This window comes from Rhodoferax sp. WC2427 (genome assembly GCF_040822085.1).
Classification (GTDB): Bacteria; Pseudomonadota; Gammaproteobacteria; order Burkholderiales; family Burkholderiaceae_C; genus Rhodoferax_B.
Genome location: NZ_CP162006.1, coordinates 3571424 through 3589544, shown reverse-complemented (window position 1 = coordinate 3589544; position 18121 = coordinate 3571424). Strand labels below are relative to the sequence as shown.

The 18121-nt window shown below is 65.0% G+C and carries 13 protein-coding genes; all 13 read left to right on the top strand.

Features of this window, described 5'->3' with window-relative positions; all coding sequences use genetic code 11:
- The first annotated feature begins 96 nt into the window (after positions 1-96).
- Positions 97-822: a translesion DNA synthesis-associated protein ImuA gene (gene imuA, locus AB3G31_RS16715; protein ID WP_367847202.1), complete on the top strand. Its 726-nt coding sequence runs from the start codon at positions 97-99 to the stop codon at positions 820-822.
- Positions 764-2089 (top strand): DNA polymerase Y family protein, encoded by a 1326-nt coding sequence (locus tag AB3G31_RS16710; protein WP_367847201.1) that lies wholly within the window; start codon positions 764-766, stop codon positions 2087-2089. Before imuA ends, AB3G31_RS16710 begins: the two co-directional genes overlap by 59 nt.
- Before the next feature lie 4 nt (positions 2090-2093).
- Positions 2094-5216, top strand: a complete 3123-nt coding sequence (locus tag AB3G31_RS16705) for an error-prone DNA polymerase (RefSeq protein WP_367847200.1) — start codon at positions 2094-2096, stop codon at positions 5214-5216.
- A 98-nt stretch (positions 5217-5314) separates the two neighbouring features.
- Positions 5315-6544, top strand: coding sequence for a phosphoglycerate dehydrogenase (serA, locus tag AB3G31_RS16700; RefSeq protein WP_367847199.1), 1230 nt, complete (start codon positions 5315-5317; stop codon positions 6542-6544).
- A 119-nt stretch (positions 6545-6663) separates the two neighbouring features.
- Entirely contained in the window at positions 6664-10551 is a 3888-nt protein-coding gene (locus tag AB3G31_RS16695; RefSeq protein WP_367847198.1) for a DUF3683 domain-containing protein, read from the top strand.
- Positions 10551-10970: a gamma-butyrobetaine hydroxylase-like domain-containing protein gene (locus tag AB3G31_RS16690; protein WP_367847197.1), complete on the top strand. Its 420-nt coding sequence runs from the start codon at positions 10551-10553 to the stop codon at positions 10968-10970. The genes AB3G31_RS16695 and AB3G31_RS16690 overlap by 1 nt, the downstream gene beginning before the upstream one ends.
- 126 nt (positions 10971-11096) lie before the next feature.
- Positions 11097-11828: a bifunctional demethylmenaquinone methyltransferase/2-methoxy-6-polyprenyl-1,4-benzoquinol methylase UbiE gene (gene ubiE / locus AB3G31_RS16685; protein WP_367847196.1), complete on the top strand. Its 732-nt coding sequence runs from the start codon at positions 11097-11099 to the stop codon at positions 11826-11828.
- 40 nt (positions 11829-11868) lie between these two features.
- Entirely contained in the window at positions 11869-12825 is a 957-nt protein-coding gene (locus AB3G31_RS16680) for a Tim44 domain-containing protein (protein ID WP_367847195.1), read from the top strand.
- 133 nt (positions 12826-12958) lie between these two features.
- Positions 12959-13501, top strand: coding sequence for an SCP2 domain-containing protein (locus AB3G31_RS16675; RefSeq protein WP_367847194.1), 543 nt, complete (start codon positions 12959-12961; stop codon positions 13499-13501).
- Positions 13498-15087 (top strand): ubiquinone biosynthesis regulatory protein kinase UbiB, encoded by a 1590-nt coding sequence (ubiB, locus tag AB3G31_RS16670; protein ID WP_367847193.1) that lies wholly within the window; start codon positions 13498-13500, stop codon positions 15085-15087. The genes AB3G31_RS16675 and ubiB overlap by 4 nt, the downstream gene beginning before the upstream one ends.
- A gap of 90 nt (positions 15088-15177) precedes the next feature.
- Positions 15178-15540: an FmdB family zinc ribbon protein gene (locus AB3G31_RS16665; protein ID WP_367847192.1), complete on the top strand. Its 363-nt coding sequence runs from the start codon at positions 15178-15180 to the stop codon at positions 15538-15540.
- Positions 15541-15548: 8 nt separating this feature from the next.
- Complete coding sequence (locus AB3G31_RS16660; RefSeq protein ID WP_367850370.1) at positions 15549-16193, top strand: DUF502 domain-containing protein; 645 nt, start codon at positions 15549-15551, stop codon at positions 16191-16193.
- 86 nt (positions 16194-16279) lie between these two features.
- Positions 16280-18076: an aspartate--tRNA ligase gene (gene aspS / locus AB3G31_RS16655; RefSeq protein ID WP_367847191.1), complete on the top strand. Its 1797-nt coding sequence runs from the start codon at positions 16280-16282 to the stop codon at positions 18074-18076.
- Positions 18077-18121 lie beyond the last annotated feature (45 nt).

Here is an 18121-nt window from a genome sequence, read left to right as displayed (position 1 = left end):
GCCCAACCCGCATGGTACGAAGCGCTCCCCGCAGCGCCCGTGCCAACTCCACGTCTCCCAAGTCCCCCACGGGGGCTCGGCCAGCTGCCTCCCGCTGTGGCGGCGGCGGTCTGGCGTGGTTCCGAGCTGGGCACGCCCGTGGCCTCGGTGGTTTCATCCGGGTGGGCACTGCTGGACCAGGAACTGCCCGGCGGCGGCTGGCCCTGCCATGCGCTGGCCGAGGTGCTGAGTCCGCAACCGGCGGTATTGGAATGGCGGCTGCTGGGGCCAGCGCTGCGCCAGGTGGTGGCCCGGGGCGGCCAGGTGGTGGTGGTGGCCCCGCCCCGGCAGCCGCACCTGCCGGGCCTGGTACATGCGGGGCTGGACCCGCGCCAACTGGTGTGGATCCAGGCCGATACCCCCGCAGAACGGCTGTGGGTGACCGAGCAGCTCATCAAATCTGGCTCGGCCGGTGCCCTGGTGGCCTGGGTGCCGCAGGCGCGGCAAGAGCAGATCCGCCGCCTGCAGGTGTGCGCGCAAAGCTGTGCGGGCCTGGTGTTCCTGTGCCGCCCCGAAGCCGCGCAGCATGAAGCCTCGGCGGCCCCGCTGCGGGTGCATGCCAGCCTGGGCCTGGACTGGGCGTTGCGCGTGCAGGTGTTCAAGCGCCGCGGCCCGGTGCACGCGGGGCAGGTCACGCTGCCCTCGGTGCCCGGTGGGCTGGCGTCGGTGCTGACACCGCGCCTGCTGCGCCCCAGCCAGTTTTTTCTTCCCCGCGAAAGTTCCCATGCTGTGGGCCGCCTTGCTCCCCGAAGCACCCCCACCCCCCAACCCGCCCCGCACTGAGGCGCTGCAGGGTCTGGCGGTGTGGTGTCTGCAATTCACCCCCCGCGTGGCCGTGCTGGAAGCCGCCGTGCTGATGGAAGTGGAGGGCAGCGAGCGCCTGTTTGGCGGCAGGCGCGCGCTGGCGGCGCAGGTGCGTACGGAATCTGCGGCGCTGGGCGTGGCTTTTCTGGCCTGGGCCCCCACCAGCCTGGCGGCGCTGGCCCTGGCGCGCTGCGGCGTGCGCAACGGCTTTGCCCAGCCGCTGGCGGTGCTGCTGGATGCCCTGCCGCTGGCATCTTTGGCGGCGGTGGCGGCCCATGCGCCGATGCTGGCGCGCCTGGGCTGCACCACCCTGGGCCAGGTCCGGGCGCTGCCACGCGGCGGGCTCAGCCGCCGCTTCGACAAGGAGTTGCTGGTGGCCCTGGACCAGGCCTATGGCCTGCGCCCCTGTGCCCATGCCTGGGTGGCGCTGCCCGAGCAGTTCCATGCCCGGCTGGAGCTGATGTCGCGGGTCGAGCATGCCCCGGCCATTCTGTTCGGTGCACGCCGCCTGCTGCTGCAGCTGTGCGGCTGGCTGGCAGCCCGGCGCTGCGGTGTCACGGCCGTCACCCTGCGCTGGTGCCACGATGCCATGCGCTCCAAAACCGCCGGTGACGGTGGTGAACTCACCATCCGCACCGCAGAGCCCACCCGCAGCGTCGAGCACCTGGCACGGTTGCTCGCAGAAAACCTGGCCAAAGTGCAGTTGCTGGCCCCGGTGGGGGATCTTGAGCTGCTGGCCGTGGAGGTGCGGGCCTTTGAAGCGCCCACCGCCTCCTTGCTGCCCGACAGCCAGCAAGACGGCGAGTCGCTGGCCCTGGTGCTGGAGCGCATTGCCGCCCGGCTGGGGCCGCAGCGGGTGCTGCGCCCGGTGCTGCAGGAAGACCACCGCCTGGAGTGGACCGTCCACTGGCAACCGGCCCCGGCACCGCTGCCACGCAAGAGCGCTGCCACCTCTCCGGCGCCGTACACGCTGCCCCAGCCCAGCTTTGTACTGCTGCAGCCCTTGCCCTTGGCGGTGCAGGACCATCGGCCGCTGTACCAGGGTTTGCTGCAGTTGCTGTCGGGCCCGCACCGGGTCGAAGGCGGCTGGTGGCACCGGCTCAGCGATGAGACGGGCACCCATGCCCAGACCGTGGTGCGCGACTACTGGGTCGCCCTGAGCGCACACGCCGGGGTGCTATGGATCTACCAGACCCGGCTGGCCGACGAGGACACCGCCTGGTTCCTGCACGGCATGTTCGCCTGAAGCCATGTTGTCCGACCGACCGACCGTTCCATCGACCATTCCGGCCTATGCCGAGCTGTGGTGCCTGAGTAATTTCTCTTTTCTGCGCGGTGCCAGCCAACCCGACGAGCTGGTGGAACGGGCCAAAAAACTGGGCTATGCCGCCCTGGCGGTCACCGACGAGTGTTCCATGGCGGGTATCGTGCGCGCCCACGTGGCCGCCAAGGAGCAGGGCCTGCCATTGCTGGTGGGCAGCCAGTTCCAGGTCGATGGCGAGGCGCCGTTCACCTTCATCGTGCTGGCCTGCAACCTCAACGGTTACGGCAATCTGTGCGAGTTCATCACCGGGCTGCGCCGGTCGGCGCACAAGGGCACGTACCACCTCAGCCGCGATGCCATCGCCCCGCAGGCCCTGGCCGACTGCGTGGTGCTGGCCGCACCGGACCGGCGCTCCACTGGCGCGCAGCTGGAATCCGTGGCCCGCTGGCTGCTCGGTGCCTTTACCGGCCGCTGCTGGCTGGCGGTGCAGATGCTGCGCGTGCTGGGCGACGAGATGTGGCTGCACCAGCTGCGCCAGGTCAGCGCGCTCACCGCCATTGCGCTGGTCGCCGCCGGGGACGTGCACATGCATGTGCGCTCCCGCAAGCCGCTGCAGGATGTACTTACCGCCACCCGGATCGGCCAACCCCTGACCGCCTGCGGCCTGGCCCTGCAGCCCAATGCAGAGCGGCATTTGCGCACCCGGCTGCGCCTGGCCCAGACCTACCCCCCGGACCTGCTGATGGAGACCCTGCAAGTGGCCGCCCGCTGCGACTTTTCTCTGGACGAGTTGCGCTACCGGTACCCGGACGAAGTGGTGCCGCCGGGCGAAACGCCTATGGGGTATCTGCGCCGCATCACCTACGAGGGGGCAGGGCGGCGCTGGCCGCAGGGCATGGCCGCCAAAGAGCAGGAGCAGATCGAGCACGAGCTGGCACTCATTGGCGATCTGCGCTTCGAACACTACTTTCTCACTGTCTACGACATCGTGCGTTTCGCCCGCAGCCAGCACATCCTCTGCCAGGGCCGGGGGTCGGCGGCCAACTCCGTGGTTTGCTACTGCCTGGGGGTGACCGAGGTGGACCCGGCGCGCATGCGCATGCTGTTTGAGCGCTTCATCAGCCGCGAGCGCAACGAGCCGCCCGACATCGATATCGACTTCGAGCACGAGCGGCGTGAAGAGGTGCTGCAGTACCTGTACGCCAAATACGGTCGGGACCGCGCGGCACTGACCGGCGTGGTCATCTGCTACCGACCCAAATCGGCCATCCGGGACGTGGGCAAGGCGCTGGGGTTCCCGCTGGAGACCCTGGAACTGCTGGCCAAGGGCCACCACTGGTGGGATGGCCAGACCGTGGACCCCGTGCGGCTGCAGGAAGCGGGCCTGCGCCTGGACGACCTGGCGGTGCAGCAACTGCTGGAGCTGACCACGGCCTTGCTGGGCTTTCCGCGCCACCTATCCCAGCACACCGGGGGCTTTGTGCTCACCCAGGGCCCGCTGGCGCGTATGGTGCCCATCGAAAACGCTGCCATGCCCAACCGCACCGTGATCGAATGGGACAAGGACGACCTGGATGCCGTGGGCCTGCTCAAGGTGGACTGCCTGGCGCTGGGCATGCTCACCGCCCTGCGCAAGTCGCTGGACTTCATTGGCCAGCGCACCGGCCAGACCATGACCATGCAGGACATCCCGCCCAAGTGTGTGGCCACCTACGACATGATTTGCCAAGCCGACACCGTGGGCGTGTTCCAGATCGAGAGCCGGGCGCAAATGGGCATGCTGCCCCGGCTCAAGCCCCGTTGCTTCTACGACCTGGTGGTGGAAGTGGCCATCGTGCGCCCCGGGCCCATCCAGGGTGGCATGGTGCACCCCTACCTGAACCGTCGGCAGGGCATCGAGCCCGTCACGTTCCCCAGCGCGGCGCTGGAAGAGGCCTTGGGCCGCACCTTGGGGGTGCCGATCTTCCAGGAGCAGGTGATGCAGATCTCCATCCTGGCCGCAGGTTTTACCGCGGGCGAGGCAGACGGGCTGCGGCGGGCCATGGCCGCCTGGAAACGCAAGGGCGGGCTGGAAAAATACTACGACAAGATTGTGGGTGGCATGACGGCGCGCGGCTACGACGAGGCGTTTGCCCAGAACATCTTCGAGCAGATCAAGGGCTTTGGCGAGTATGGCTTTCCAGAGAGCCATGCGGCATCGTTTGCCTTGCTGGTCTATGACAGTTGCTGGATCAAGCGGCACCACCCGGCCGAATTTTTGGCCGCCATGCTCAACAGCCAGCCGCTGGGTTTTTACTCGGCCTCGCAACTGGTGCAGGATGCCCAGCGCCACGGGGTGGAGGTGCGGTCCCCGGATGTGATGCACAGCCAGGTGGACTGCACCCTGGAAGACCTGCCGCACCCCCCGGCCGTGCGGCTGGGCCTGCGCCTCATCGACAAGCTGCAGAAAAAGTCCGCCCAGCGCATCGTGCAGGCCCGTGCCGAAGCACCGTTTGACAGCGCCGAAGACCTGGCCCGGCGTGCCCACCTGGAGCAGCACGAGATGCAGACCCTGGCCGCCGCCGATGCGCTGATGGGCCTGTCCGGCCACCGGCGGCAACAGGTCTGGGATGCCTCGGCGCTGCGTTCCACGCCGCTGCTGCTGCGGGATGCGCCGGTGGACGAGGATCTGCTGGAACTGCCCCCCGCACTGGAAGGGGAAGAGGTGGTGTGGGATTACGCGTCCCTGGGCCTGACCCTGCGCAGCCACCCGCTGGCGCTGCTGCGGCCCCAACTGGCCCGGCGCAGGCTCATGTCGGCCCAAGACCTGCGGGACGTACCCGATGGCCGCATGGTGCGCCACTGCGGCATCGTCACGCTGCGCCAGCAGCCGCCCACCGCCAAGGGCACCACCTTCATCACCCTGGAAGACGAAACCGGGGTGGTGCAGGTGATCTGCTGGAGGGCCGTGCGGGAGACGCAGCGTGCAGTGCTCCTGGGCGCCAGGCTGCTGGCGGTGTACGGCCGCTGGCAGCGCGAAGGCGATGTGATGAACCTGATCGCCCGGAAACTGGTGGACTTGACCCCCTTGCTGGGTAGCCTGCCTACCGCCAGCCGGGATTTCAAATAGCCCCTGCTAGGGGAAGTGCCGCATGGGGCGGAGGCCATTTGCTGCGGCGCAGCATGCTAGCATCGCCACCCCCTTCACCTCTGACAGCCGGGCACCGTATGCGCAAGACTTCTCTGGACAAAAGCAAGATCAAATTTCTTTTACTGGAAGGCGTGCACCCTTCGGCGCTGGAGGTGCTGCGCAGCGCGGGCTACACCCAGATCGAGAGCCTGCCCGGTGCGCTGCCCGAAGACCAGCTGAAAGAAAAAATCGCCGACGCGCATTTCATCGGCATCCGCTCGCGCACCCAATTGACCGCCGAAGTGTTTGCCCATGCCAGCAAACTGGTAGCCGTAGGCTGCTTTTGCATTGGCACCAACCAGGTAGACCTGGAGGCCGCCCGCGAACGCGGCATTGCGGTGTTCAACGCGCCGTTTTCCAACACCCGCTCGGTGGCCGAGCTGGTGCTGGCCGAAGCGATTTTGCTGCTGCGCGGTATCCCCGAGAAAAGCGCGGTGGCGCACCGCGGTGGCTGGCTTAAGTCGGCCGAAAATTCGTACGAGATCCGCGGCAAAACCCTGGGCATCGTGGGCTACGGCTCCATCGGCACGCAGTTGTCGGTGCTGGCTGAAGGCCTGGGCATGCAGGTCTGCTTTTACGACGTGGTGACCAAGCTGCTGCTGGGCAATGCGCGCCAGGTCGCTAACTTGCACGATTTACTGGGCCAAAGCGACATCGTCACCCTGCACGTACCCGAAACCCCCGCCACCCAGTGGATGATTGGCCCCCCAGAGTTCGCGGCCATGAAGCAGGACGCCATCTTCATCAACGCCGCACGCGGCACGGTGGTGGATATCGATGCGCTGGCCGCCGCCCTGCGGACCAAAAAGCTGCTGGGCGCCGCTATCGACGTGTTCCCCGAAGAGCCGCGCAGCAACAAGGACGAGTTCCAGTCGCCCCTGCGCGGCCTGGACAACGTGATCCTGACCCCGCACGTGGGCGGCTCCACCATCGAAGCCCAGGCCAATATCGGCCTGGAAGTGGCAGAAAAACTGGTCAAGTACAGCGACAACGGCACCTCCACCTCGTCGGTCAACTTTCCCGAGGTGGCCCTCAGCAGCCATTTGGGCAAGCACCGCCTGCTGCACATCCACCACAACGTGCCCGGCGTGCTGTCGGCGGTGAACCAGGTGTTTACCGACAACCGCATCAATATTGCCGCGCAGTTCTTGCAGACCAACGAGAAAATTGGCTATGTGGTGATCGATATCGATGCGGAGTCCAGCGACTTGGCCCTGGAAAAGCTGGCAGCAGTGCCCGGCACCATCCGCAGCCGCGTGTTGTTCTGATTTCGCTGTCGTTTCCCGACAACCCGCTGTCGGCAGGGTGAAAGTCCGCTGCCCTAAAATCGCTATCCGACTGTCATCCCAGGCCCATGGGCGCTGTGCCCACCCCAGGTTTTCCCCCAATGAATGCTCCCACCGCTTTGTCCACCCTGCTGGCGCAGGCCCCTGAAGCCGTTCGCCTGCGCGAAATCCCGTACAACTACACCTCGTTTTCCGACCGCGAAATCGTCATCCGCCTGCTGGGCACGCGTGCCTGGGATGTCCTGAACGGGCTGCGCCAGGAGCGCCGCACCGGCCGCTCCGCCCGCATGCTGTACGAGGTGCTGGGCGATATCTGGGTGGTGCAGCGCAACCCCTACCTGCAAGACGACCTGCTGGACAACCCCAAGCGCCGCAAACAACTGGCCGACGCTTTGCACCACCGCCTGGACGAAGTGGGCAAACGCCGCACCCCCGAGCAGGACCAGGAGCGCGACGCGCTGGTCGGCGAGCTGTTGGTGTTGGCCAAGCAGGCGGTGGACACGTTCTACAAGACATTCGCCCAGACCTACGACCTGCGCCGCAAGACTGCGCGCGTGCTGGGCAAGCTCACGGCCCGCGACAACATCAAGTTCGACGGCCTGAGCCGCGTCAGCCACGTGACGGACGCCACCGACTGGCGCGTCGAATACCCGTTTGTGGTGCTCACCCCCGACACCGAGGCCGAGATGGCCGGGCTGGTCAAGGGCTGCATCGAACTCGGCCTGACCATCATTCCGCGCGGCGGCGGCACCGGCTACACCGGTGGCGCGATTCCGCTGACCTGGAACAGCGCGGTCATCAACACCGAAAAGTTGGAGGCCATGACCGAGGTGGAGATGCGCATGCTGCCCGGCGTGGACCACCCCGTGGCCACCATCTTCAGCGAAGCCGGTGTGGTCACGCAGCGCGTGGCCGATGCGGCCGAGCGCGGCGGCTATGTGTTTGCAGTGGATCCCACGTCGGCCGAGGCCTCGTGCATCGGCGGCAACATCGCCATGAACGCGGGTGGCAAGAAGGCCGTGCTCTGGGGCACGGCGCTGGACAACCTGGCCTCGTGGCGCATGGTCACGCCCGACGCGCAGTGGCTGGAAGTCACCCGCCTGAACCACAACCTGGGCAAGATCCACGACGTGGAAGTGGCCAGCTTCGAGCTGCAGTACTTCGAGGCCGACGGCAAAACCAAGATCCGCACCGAGCGCCTGGACATCCCCGGCCGCACTTTCCGCAAGGAGGGCCTGGGCAAGGACGTGACCGACAAGTTCTTGAGCGGCCTGCCCGGCATCCAGAAAGAGGGCTGCGACGGCCTGATCACCAGTGGCCGCTGGGTGGTGCACCGCATGCCCGCGCACACCCGCACCGTGTGCCTGGAGTTCTTTGGCGATGCCAAGAACGCCGTGCCCAGCATCGTCGAGATCAAGGACTTCATGTTTGCCGAGCAAAAGCGCACCGGCGTGCTGCTGGCCGGGCTGGAGCATCTGGACGACCGCTACCTGAAAGCCGTGGGCTACACCACCAAGTCCAAGCGCGGCGGCCTGCCCAAGATGGCCTTGTTTGGCGACATCGCGGGCGACAACGCCGACGACGTGGCCCGCGCCACCAGCGAAGTGGTGCGCATCGCCAATTCGCGCAGCGGCGAAGGCTTCATCGCCATCAGCCCCGAGGCGCGCAAGAAATTCTGGCTGGACCGCAAGAAAACCGCCGCCATCAGCCGCCACACCAACGCCTTCAAGATCAACGAAGACGTGGTGATCCCGCTGCCGCGCATGGCCGAGTACACCGATGGCATCGAGCGTATCAACATCGAACTCAGCCTGCAAAACAAGCTGGCCCTGTGCGACGCGCTGCAAGACTTCTTCCGCAAGGGCAACCTGCCGCTGGGCAAGGGGGACGAGGAGGGCGATATTCCCTCGCCCGAGCTGCTGGAAGAGCGGGTTACCCAGGCCCTGGCCCTGGTGGCCGAGACCCGTGCCCTGTGGCAGGGCTGGCTGGACGGGGTGGAAACCCTGTTCCCGCAGCTGCAAGACCACAGCCTGCGCGCCAGCTGGAAGACGCAGATTCGTGCGGGCCTGCAAAACATCTTCACCGGCGCGGCCTTCAAGGGCATCCTGGACGAGTGCACCGCCATCCATAAAACCGTGCTCAAGGGCCGGGTCTGGGTGGCCCTGCACATGCACGCGGGCGACGGCAATGTGCACACCAACCTTCCGGTCAACAGCGACAACTACGAGATGCTGCAAACCGCGCACGGTGCCGTCAAACGCATCATGGCGCTGGCGAGAGCCCTGGACGGCGTGATCTCGGGCGAGCACGGCATCGGCATCACCAAGCTGGAGTTTCTGAGCGATGCCGAGATGCAGCCGTTCACCGACTACAAGCAGCGCATCGACCCCGAAGGCCGCTTCAACAAAGGCAAGTTGCTACGAAAATCAGAGCTGCCAATGCTTGATGGGAAAGCGCTAGAGGCCGATTTGACCAATGCCTACACGCCCAGCTTCGGGCTGATGGGCCACGAGTCGCTGATCATGCAGCAAAGCGATATTGGCGCCATTGCCGACAGCATGAAGGACTGCCTGCGCTGCGGCAAATGCAAACCGGTGTGCGCCACCCACGTGCCGCGCGCCAACCTGCTGTACAGCCCGCGCAACAAGATTCTGGCCACCTCCTTGCTGGTGGAAGCTTTCTTGTACGAAGAGCAGACCCGCCGCGGCGTAAGCATCAAGCACTGGGAGCAGTTCGAGGACGTGGCCGACCACTGCACCGTGTGCCACAAATGCCTGACCCCTTGCCCGGTGAAGATCGATTTTGGCGACGTGACCATGAACATGCGCAACCTGCTGCGCAAGATGGGCAAAAAGACCTTCCGCCCCGGCAACGCCGCCGCCATGTTCTTCCTGAACGCCACCAACCCCGAAACCATCAAGCTGGCACGTGCCGCCATGGTGGGCGTGGGCTTCAAGGCCCAGCGCCTGGCCAACGACCTGCTGCGCAGCTTCGCCAAGAAGCAGACCGCTGCACCCCGCGCCACGGTGGGCGCCGCGCCCATCAAGGAGCAGGTGATCCACTTCATCAACAAGAAGATGCCGGGCAACCTGCCCAAAAAGACCGCCCGCGCCCTGCTGGACATCGAAGACAGCGACTACGTGCCCATCATCCGCAACCCGGTGGCCACCACCAGCGAATCCGAGGCGGTGTTCTATTTCCCCGGCTGCGGCTCCGAGCGCCTGTTCAGCCAGGTCGGCCTGGCCACCCAGGCCATGCTGTGGCACGCCGGGGTGCAAACCGTGCTGCCACCCGGCTACCTGTGCTGCGGCTATCCGCAAAAGGGCAGCGGCCAGTTCGACAAGGCCGACAAGATCATCACCGACAACCGGGTGCTGTTCCACCGCGTGGCCAATACGCTGAACTACCTGGACATCAAGACCGTGGTGGTCAGCTGCGGCACCTGCTACGACCAGTTGCAGGGCTACGAGTTCGACAAGATCTTCCCCGGCTGCCGCATCATCGACATCCACGAGTACCTGCTGGAAAAGGGCATTACGCTGGACAACGGCGGCAGCTATCTGTACCACGACCCCTGCCACACCCCCATGAAGCTGCAGGAGCCGATGAAGACGGTCAAGGCGCTGTTGGGCGACCAGGTGCTGGAGAGCAAGCGCTGCTGCGGGGAGTCCGGCACCCTGGGCGTGACCCGCCCCGACATTTCCACGCAGATCCGCTTCCGCAAGGAAGAAGAGCTGCGCAACGACGAAACCAAGCTGCGGGCCATGGGTAAACTGGCCGGAAATGACGTAAAGGACAACGTGAAAATCCTCACCAGCTGCCCCAGCTGCCTGCAGGGCCTGAGCCGCTACGGCAACGACCTGCAAAACGGCCTGTTGGAGGCCGACTACATCGTGGTCGAAATGGCCAACCAGATCCTGGGCAAGGACTGGCTGCCGACCTACGTGGCGCAAGCCAACCACGGCGGCATTGAGCGGGTTTTAGTCTGATGGCCGGCTTGAAGGCGGGCGCGCCTACCCCTAAAGATATTACCGTCCACGGCCTGTCGCGGGCGCTGGAAGTCACGTTCTCCGACGGCGCGGTGTTCCGCATTCCGTTCGAGCTGATGCGCGTGTACTCGCCGTCGGCCGAAGTGCAAGGCCACGGCCCGGGCCAGGAAACCCTGCAAACCGGCAAGCGCGAAGTCACCCTGGTCGGCCTGGAGCCGGTGGGCAACTACGGCGTGCAGCCCGCGTTCTCCGACGGCCACAGCACCGGCATCTTTACCTGGGAGTACCTGTACTTTCTGGGCCGGGAGCAAGACAAGCTATGGGCCGACTACGAAGCCCGCCTGGCCGCCGCCGGTGCCAGCCGCGATACGCCCATGCCCGGCAAAGTGGCCAAGGGTTGCGGCAGCCACTCCCATTGATTTGCTATAGTAACTATAGCTTGTCACGCTCATGGAATGGGCGGTAGAGGCCGATTTTCTTTAAATTCCCTGTGCAGCGCAGGGTTGTCGCTGTCCTGCGCCACCATTCTGATTTAGTATACAAACATGAGCACTACCCACTTCGGTTTCCAGTCGGTTGACGAGAGCGACAAGGCCCGCCATGTGCGCGGCGTGTTCGACTCCGTGGCCTCCAAATACGACCTGATGAACGACCTGATGTCGGCAGGCCTGCACCGCGCCTGGAAGGCCTACACCGTGCTGGTGGCCGATATCCGCGAAGGCCACCAGGTGCTGGACATCGCAGGCGGCACTGGCGACCTGGCCATGGCGTTTGCCAAAAAGGTCGGCGCCACCGGCCGGGTGGTGCACACCGACATCAACGAAGCCATGCTGCGCACCGGCCGCGACCGCCTGCTGGACGCGGGCGTGGTGCTGCCCACGATGGTCTGCGATGCCGAAAAACTGCCTTTCCCCGATGCCAGCTTCGACCGCGTGAGCGTGGCCTTTGGCCTGCGCAACATGACCCACAAAGACGTGGCCCTGGCGGAGATGTGCCGCGTGCTCAAGCCCGGCGGCAAGCTGCTGGTACTGGAGTTTTCCAAAGTGGCCCAGCCGCTGGAGAAGGTCTACGACTGGTATTCCTTCAAGGTGCTGCCGCAACTGGGCAAGCTGGTGGCAGGCGACGACGCCAGCTACCGGTATCTGGCCGAGTCCATCCGTATGCATCCCGGCCAGAAAGAGCTGAAAACCATGATGCAGGCCGCAGGCTTTGGCCATGTCGATTACCACAACCTTACCGGAGGCATGGTGGCATTGCATGTGGGGATCAAGTGTTAAGCGTAGTCCGGTCTAATCCATAACAATAAACGGAGTCAGTATGAAAGTTTGGGCATTGGTTTTGGCCGCCACAATGGTCATGGCCGCAGGCTTCGATGCCGAAGCTGCGCGTTTGGGCGGCGGCCGCTCGATGGGTCGACAGTCCAGCAATGTGACGCAGCGCCAGGCGGCCCCCGCGCCGGTGGCACCGTCGCAAAGTGCCACCAATGCCGCGCCTTCGGCACCAGCTGCCGCACCGGCTGCGGCCCCCCGGCGTCCATGGGGCGCCATGCTGGGTGGTTTGGCGGCCGGGGCCGGCCTGGCCTGGCTGGCGCATTCCATGGGGCTGGGCGCGGAGATGGGCCAGTTCCTGATGATTGGCCTGGTCGTGCTGGCAGGTATGCTGCTGTGGGGCTTCATCCGTTCGCGCAAGGCGGCCAGCAATGCGCCGCCACCCAGCCCGTTTGCCTTCCAGGGTGCCGCTGCACCTAGCGCCGCCCCGACCTATTCGCCCGACCATGTGGGCAACGATGCGTCGGCGCGGCCTTTTGAGCGCAGCAGCCACATGGCTCCGCTGGAATCCGGCGGCTCAATGATCGGCTCCGCGCTGGCCGGTCCGCAGGGATGGGGTGCCCCCGCCGGTTTTGATTCCGAAGGCTTTCTGCGCGCTGCCAAAAACAATTTCATCACCCTGCAATCGGCCTGGGACCGCTCGGACATTTCGTCCCTGCGCGCCATGATGACCGACACCATGCTGGGCGAAATCCAGTCGCAGCTGACCGAGCGGGAAACCCACACCGGCGGCAACACCAATAAGACAGACGTAGTGATGCTCGATGCCAAGTTGCTGGGCATCGAAGATCTGGGCAATGACTACATGGCCAGCGTCGAGTTCTCCGGCATGATCCGTGAAGAGCCATCGGCCGGCCCCAGCCCGTTCCGCGAGGTCTGGAACATGACCAAACCCAAGAGCGGCGCCAGCGGCTGGTTGGTGGCGGGCGTACAAGCCCTGCAATAGCGACAGGACTTACGCAGCGCCCCTTGTGTCGCCCGCCGGGCGCGCAAGGGGACTTGCGTAAGCCCTGCAATTGCGATTGGTCAAGGACGCTTGCGTCCTGGAGTCAAGTAACTATCCCGGATAATGGGGGACTATGGCAACACAGTCCCCCTTTTCTTTGCTCGAAAACCTCTTCACCCGCGCCAGCGCCACGCTGCAGCCACCCCCCTGGGTGGTCGATGAGGTGCAAAACCGCACCGTCCTGCTGCTCAACCACGTGCTGCAGCAAGAGCCCGAAGCCACCGCCCGCCTGGCCCGCCAAAAGGGCCGGGTAGTGCTGATGCAGTGGCGCAGTTTCCACATGGCCCTGGTGGCCACCCCGGCCGGCCTGCTGGACCGCGCCACGCCCGGCATGCGCGCCGACCTCACCCTCACCATTTCCGAGACCTCGCCCATCGCCCTGGCCCAGCAGGCGCTCAGCACCGGCAAGCCCGCCGTGCGTATCGAGGGCGATGTGCAACTGGCCGCCGAAGTCAACTGGCTGGTAGACCATGTGCGCTGGGATCTGGAAGAAGACCTGTCGCGCGTGGTGGGTGACACCGCCGCCCACACCCTGGGCAATGTGGTGCGCAGTGCGGTGGCGGCTTTGCGTGGCTTCATCGGCAAGCGCCCCGGTGCCGACAAGGCCTCTGCGTGAGCCGGATGTTTCGGGGCGCGTACATCGTCTGGATCGTCCTGCGCTACGGCCTGGACGAGCTGGTGCTGACCAGCTTCAATAAGCCCTGGTTGGCGATGGTGTCGCGGATTTTGTCGGTAGGCCGCAACCTGGATGCCCCGCGCGGGGAACGCCTGCGCGAGGCGCTGGAGCGGCTTGGCCCCATCTTTGTGAAGTTCGGCCAGGTGCTGTCCACCCGGCGCGACCTGCTGCCGCCCGATATCTCGGACGAACTGGCCCGCCTGCAAGACCGGGTGCCGCCATTTGCCTCGTCCATCGCGGTGGCCACCATCGAACGGGCGTTTCGCAAGCCCCTAGGTGAAATTTTCGAAAGCTTTGACCAGGAGCCGGTGGCCAGTGCGTCCATTGCCCAGGTGCACTTTGCAGTGTTGAAAGACCGCAACGGTCGGCTGCGCGACGTGGCGGTGAAGGTGTTGCGCCCGAATATGCTGCCCGCGATCGAAAAAGACCTGGGCCTGATGCGCATGATGGCGGGCTGGGTCAACGGCTTCTCGGAAGACGGCAAGCGCCTGAAACCGCTGGAAGTCGTGGCCGAGTTCGACAAATACCTGCACGACGAGCTGGACCTGGTGCGCGAGGCATCGAGCGCCGCCCAGTTGCGCCGCAACATGGAAGGCCTGGACCTGGTGCTGATCCCCGAGATGTTCTGGGACCTGTGCGCTACGGAAGCCATCGTGATGGAGCGCATGGTGGGCATCCCCATCAGCCACACCGAGCGGCTGCGCGCGGCGGGCGTGGACTTCCAGAAGCTGGCCCGCGACGGCGTGACGATCTTTTTCACCCAGGTGTTCCGTGACGGCTTCTTCCACGCCGATATGCACCCGGGCAACATCCAGGTGTCGGTCGATCCGGCCACCTTTGGCCGCTACATCTCGCTGGATTTCGGCATTGTCGGCACGCTCACCGAGTACGACAAGGAGTACCTGGCGCAAAACTTCACCGCCTTCTTCCGCCGCGACTACAAGCGCGTGGCCCAGCTGCACATCGAATCCGGCTGGGTGCCCGCCACCACCCGCGTGGACGAGCTCGAAGCCGCCATCCGCGCCGTCTGCGAACCGTACTTTGACCGGCCCCTGAAGGAAATCTCGCTGGGCATGGTGCTGATGCGCCTGTTCCAGACCTCGCGCCGCTTCCAGGTCGAGATCCAGCCGCAACTGGTGCTGCTGCAGAAAACCCTGCTCAATATCGAAGGCCTGGGCCGCGACCTCGACCCCGAACTGGACCTGTGGAACACCGCCAAACCCTTCCTGGAAAAGTGGATGCTGGAGCAGATCGGCCCCAAGGCCTTCATCGAACAGCTGAAAAACGAAGCCCCGCGCTACGCCAAGCTGCTGCCCGAACTGCCGCGCCTGCTGGTGGACTTTCTCAAGCAGGGCGGTAGCGACAACCGGGACCGGGGCACCGAGCAGCGCAAGCTGATGGAAGAGCTGCTGGCCGAGCACAAACGCACCAACCGCCTGCTGCACGGCCTGGTTTACGGGGCCATCGGTTTCGGCCTGGGCCTGCTGGCCATGCGCGTGCTGCTGGTATCGCCGTTCCTCTTCTAAGAACGTGAACAGGTTCGTACCCGGTCAGGGTTTTCACCCTGCCATCTTATAATCATAGGTTTTGCGACTTCAACCCGAGCTTTCTACGCCATGCCTATCTACGCTTACAAATGCGAGTCCTGCGGGCACGCATTCGACGTACTGCAAAAAATGTCCGACGCGGTGCTGACCGATTGCCCCAGCTGCCACGCGGCAGCCTTGCAAAAACAGGTCACCGCGGCCGGATTCCAGCTCAAGGGCTCGGGCTGGTACGTGACCGATTTCCGCAACGGCAGCGGTGGCGCGGCGGTTCCGCCCCCCAAAGTCGATGACGGCAAGCCTGCAGACAACAAACCTGCTGCCGATGCCCCGCCCGCCAAACCTGCCGACACGTCGGCTGCACCGGTTGCTGCGCCTTCGCCCGCCCCAGCGCCAGCTCCCACACCGTCCGGCGGCGGCACCCCGGCGGTCTGACATCCATGATGGCTTCTATCCGCAAATGGCTGCTGTCGGGCCTGTTGGTCATCGTGCCGCTGACCATCACCCTGCTGGTGCTGCAATGGGTGCTGAATTTTCTGGACCAGACCCTGCTGATCCTGCCCGACAGTTGGCAGCCCGACAAACTGCTGGGTTTTCACATACCCGGCTTTGGCGTGCTGCTGGCTTTGGGTTCGCTGCTGTTGGTGGGCGCCGTGGCCAGCAACTTTGTGGGCCGCAAACTGGTCGGCTGGTGGGACAACCTGCTGCACCGCATCCCCATCGTGCGCTCGATCTACTCGGGTGTGAAGCAGGTCTCGGACACGCTGTTTTCGGAAAGCGGCAACGCTTTTCGCAAGGCCGTGCTGATCCAGTGGCCGCGTGAAGGCGCCTGGACCATTGCCTTTGTGACCGGCGTGCCCGGTGGCGACGCGGCCAATTACCTGCAAGGCGAGTACCTCAGCATTTACGTGCCCACCACGCCCAACCCCACCGGCGGCTACTTCATCATGCTCAAGGCCAGCGACTGCATTGAGCTGAAAATGAGCGTGGACGAGGCGCTGAAATACATCGTCTCCATGGGTGTGGTCGTGCCCCACGGCGTGGCTCCGTCCGCACCCAAACCCGTCAACCCCATCCAATCCAGCTAGTACCCGCGGGTCCCTTTGGCCTGCGCATTTCCTTTCAACCCACGCGCCCCAAGAGGCGCCAGAAAAAAATAGCCATGCAATCTCAAATGCGCACCACTTACTGCGGTCTTGTGACCGAAGCCCTGCTGGGCCAGACCGTCACCCTGTGCGGCTGGGTGAACCGCCGCCGTGACCACGGTGGCGTGATCTTTGTCGATCTGCGCGACCGCGAAGGCTATGTGCAAATCGTTTGCGACCCCGACCGCGCCGAGATGTTTGCCGTCTCCGAGTCGCTGCGCAACGAGTTCTGCGTGCAGATCAAGGGCCTGGTGCGCGCGCGCCCCGAAGGCACCGTCAACGAGAACCTGAAAAGCGGCAAGATCGAGATCCTGTGCCACGAGCTGGTGGTGCTGAACCCCTCCGTCACCCCGCCGTTCCAGATCGACGACGAAAACCTCAGCGAAACCACGCGCCTCACGCACCGCGTGCTGGACCTGCGCCGTCCGTACATGCAAAACAACCTGATGCTGCGCTACCGCGTGTCCATGGAAGTGCGCAAGTTCCTCGACGCGCACGGCTTCATCGACATCGAAACCCCGATGCTGGGCAAGTCCACCCCCGAAGGCGCGCGCGACTATCTGGTGCCCAGCCGCGTGCACGAAGGCATGTTCTTTGCGCTGCCGCAAAGCCCGCAGCTGTTCAAGCAGCTGCTGATGGTGGCCGGCTACGACCGCTACTACCAGATCACCAAGTGCTTCCGCGACGAAGACCTGCGCGCCGACCGCCAGCCTGAATTCACCCAGATCGATATCGAAACCTCGTTCCTCACCGAGCAGGAAATCCGCGACATGTTCCAGGGCATGATCCTGACCGTGTTCAAGAACACCCTGGGCGTGGACCTGGGCGAGTTCCCGGTGATGACCTTCCAGGAAGCCGCCCACCGCTTTGGCTCCGACAAGCCCGACCTGCGCGTCAAGCTTGAATTCACCGAGCTCACCGACGTGATGGCCGACGTGGACTTCAAGGTGTTCTCGGGTGCGGCCACCATGAAGAATGGCCGCGTGGTGGGCCTGCGCGTGCCCGGTGGCTCGGCTGAAGGCGGCGGCATCAGCCGCAGCGAAATCGATGCCTACACCGAGTTCGTCAAGATCTACGGCGCCAAGGGCCTGGCCTACATCCGCGTCAACGACACGGCCTTGGGCCGCGACGGCCTGCAAAGCCCCATCGTCAAGAACATCCATGACAAGGCCCTGGCCGAAGTATTGGCGCGCACCGGCGCGCAAAACGGCGACCTGATTTTCTTTGGTGCCGACAAGGCCAAGATCGTCAACGATGCCATCGGTGCCCTGCGCATCAAGATCGGCCAGAGCGAGTTTGGCAAGAAGAACGGCCTGTTCGAAAAAGGCTGGAAACCCCTGTGGGTGGTGGACTTCCCGATGTTCGAATTCGACGAAGACGCGCAGCGCTACACCGCCACGCACCACCCCTTCACCGCGCCCAAGGACGGCCACGAAGACTGGATGGTTACGGCGCCTGAGAAATGCATCTCCAAGGGCTACGACATGGTGCTCAACGGCTGGGAAATGGGCGGCGGCTCGGTCCGTATCCACCGCGCCGACGTGCAGCAAAAGGTGTTCGATGCCCTGAAGATCACGCCCGAAGAAGCCCAAGACAAGTTCGGATTCCTGCTGGATGCCCTGCAATACGGCGCGCCCCCGCACGGCGGCCTGGCCTTTGGCCTGGACCGTGTGGTCACGCTGATGACCGGTGCCGAGTCCATCCGCGACGTGATCGCTTTCCCCAAAACCCAGCGCGCCCAGGACTTGCTCACGCAGGCACCGAGCACGGTGGACGAGAAGCAACTGCGCGAACTGCACATCCGCCTGCGCGCACCGGCGGCCTAAACGGTAACGGTCCGTAAGCTTCCCCAAAAGGGCTGGCGTTTGCCA

Excerpts from the sequence above, each read along its gene's own strand:
- AB3G31_RS16705 (WP_367847200.1), top strand. The coding sequence starts at position 2,094 with ATGTTGTCCGACCGACCGACCGTTCCATCGACCATTCCGGCCTATGCC.
- serA (WP_367847199.1), top strand. The coding sequence starts at position 5,315 with ATGCGCAAGACTTCTCTGGACAAAAGCAAGATCAAATTTCTTTTACTG.
- AB3G31_RS16695 (WP_367847198.1), top strand. The coding sequence starts at position 6,664 with ATGAATGCTCCCACCGCTTTGTCCACCCTGCTGGCGCAGGCCCCTGAA.
- AB3G31_RS16690 (WP_367847197.1), top strand. The coding sequence starts at position 10,551 with ATGGCCGGCTTGAAGGCGGGCGCGCCTACCCCTAAAGATATTACCGTC.
- AB3G31_RS16665 (WP_367847192.1), top strand. The coding sequence starts at position 15,178 with ATGCCTATCTACGCTTACAAATGCGAGTCCTGCGGGCACGCATTCGAC.
- ubiE (WP_367847196.1), top strand. The coding sequence starts at position 11,097 with ATGAGCACTACCCACTTCGGTTTCCAGTCGGTTGACGAGAGCGACAAG.
- aspS (WP_367847191.1), top strand. The coding sequence starts at position 16,280 with ATGCGCACCACTTACTGCGGTCTTGTGACCGAAGCCCTGCTGGGCCAG.
- AB3G31_RS16660 (WP_367850370.1), top strand. The coding sequence starts at position 15,549 with ATGGCTTCTATCCGCAAATGGCTGCTGTCGGGCCTGTTGGTCATCGTG.
- AB3G31_RS16675 (WP_367847194.1), top strand. The coding sequence starts at position 12,959 with ATGGCAACACAGTCCCCCTTTTCTTTGCTCGAAAACCTCTTCACCCGC.
- AB3G31_RS16680 (WP_367847195.1), top strand. The coding sequence starts at position 11,869 with ATGAAAGTTTGGGCATTGGTTTTGGCCGCCACAATGGTCATGGCCGCA.
- AB3G31_RS16710 (WP_367847201.1), top strand. The coding sequence starts at position 764 with ATGCTGTGGGCCGCCTTGCTCCCCGAAGCACCCCCACCCCCCAACCCG.